Annotated in this window: 1 protein-coding gene; it reads right to left on the bottom strand. The window is 64.6% G+C overall.

Annotated elements, in window-relative coordinates; translation table 11 throughout:
- Positions 1–26: 26 nt before the first annotated feature.
- Positions 27–1,024 (bottom strand): replication initiator (locus tag NN4_RS44625; RefSeq protein WP_186818937.1); only part of this gene is annotated, 998 nt, incomplete at its 5' end.

Below are 1,024 nucleotides of genomic sequence, written 5' to 3'. Positions count from 1 at the left end.
TCTTCTTCGCTCATTGCCCCGCGCTCCTACGCTACATCCGGAATTGTCGAATCTTGTTGCGCCTCAACGGTTTCACGTGGAACAGGATCTTCAGCCGCTGCCAGTTGGGCGTGTGTGTATTCGGCCCGCCAGGTGATCTTCTGCGACACCATGGCCATGATCAGGTGCTCACGGGGTGGCACGTTCGGGTCACCCGGTTGCACTGGCGTGATCACCAGCTGTTCGACCTCGGGCCGGGAGATACCGACCTGTTCGAGCATTTGCCGAACGAACTCGGTCCGGTCCGCTCGATGGTCGGCGAGGTCTTTGCCGGTCCACTTGCGCGACACCAGCACCCGGCGACCACGCAGGCCCAGGGTTGAACGGCGGTGTGCCTTGCCCTTGCAGACACCCGGAATGGTCTTGGCCTTCGCGCCCTTGGGGACGATGCCGTAGCGGAACCAGACACCGCACGTCGGCGAGCACGGAGTAAGCGCCAGCTCCGCATGCAGCCGGTCGTAGTGGTCGGCCGCTGCCTGGCTCTGGGGTTCGATCACGTCACCGATGGACTTGGTCAGGTACTTGGTCAGGTAGCCGATATGGCGGCTTGCCTCCTCGGTGCCGCCCAGGATGCCCTTGGCGTCGATCTGAGCACCGAAGCGCACCACGTGAGCAGGTTCGAGCTCATCGACGGCGTCCATCGCGTCCAGGGCCTCAGCCCACGTCGGCACCGGCACCCGCTCACCGGTGTCGGGGTCGATGGCGTCGGGATCGACGAATCGGCCGGCCGCGTAGTCCCAGAACGGCATCCGATCCATCGAGTACACCTCGTGGTCGAAGTGCGGCCACCACACCTGGTGATAGGTCGCGGCAGCCACTTGCCGAATGAGTGCTTTCGGGTCGGTACCACGCACGCCCATGTGCACGTGGGGTGCTCCCCGGCGCTGAGGTTCGACCGTGGCGAAGTACTGGATGTCCCGCCCGGAGGCACGCCGGTAGTTCTGCACGAACCGGTCGTAGAGCGCGGCGAAGTGGATGATGTCGC

This window comes from Nocardia ninae NBRC 108245 (assembly GCF_007990755.1).
Taxonomy (GTDB): Bacteria; Actinomycetota; Actinomycetes; order Mycobacteriales; family Mycobacteriaceae; genus Nocardia; species Nocardia ninae.
Note: the sequence above shows the minus strand (reverse complement) of the source record. Positions and strands in the feature narration are given on the sequence as shown.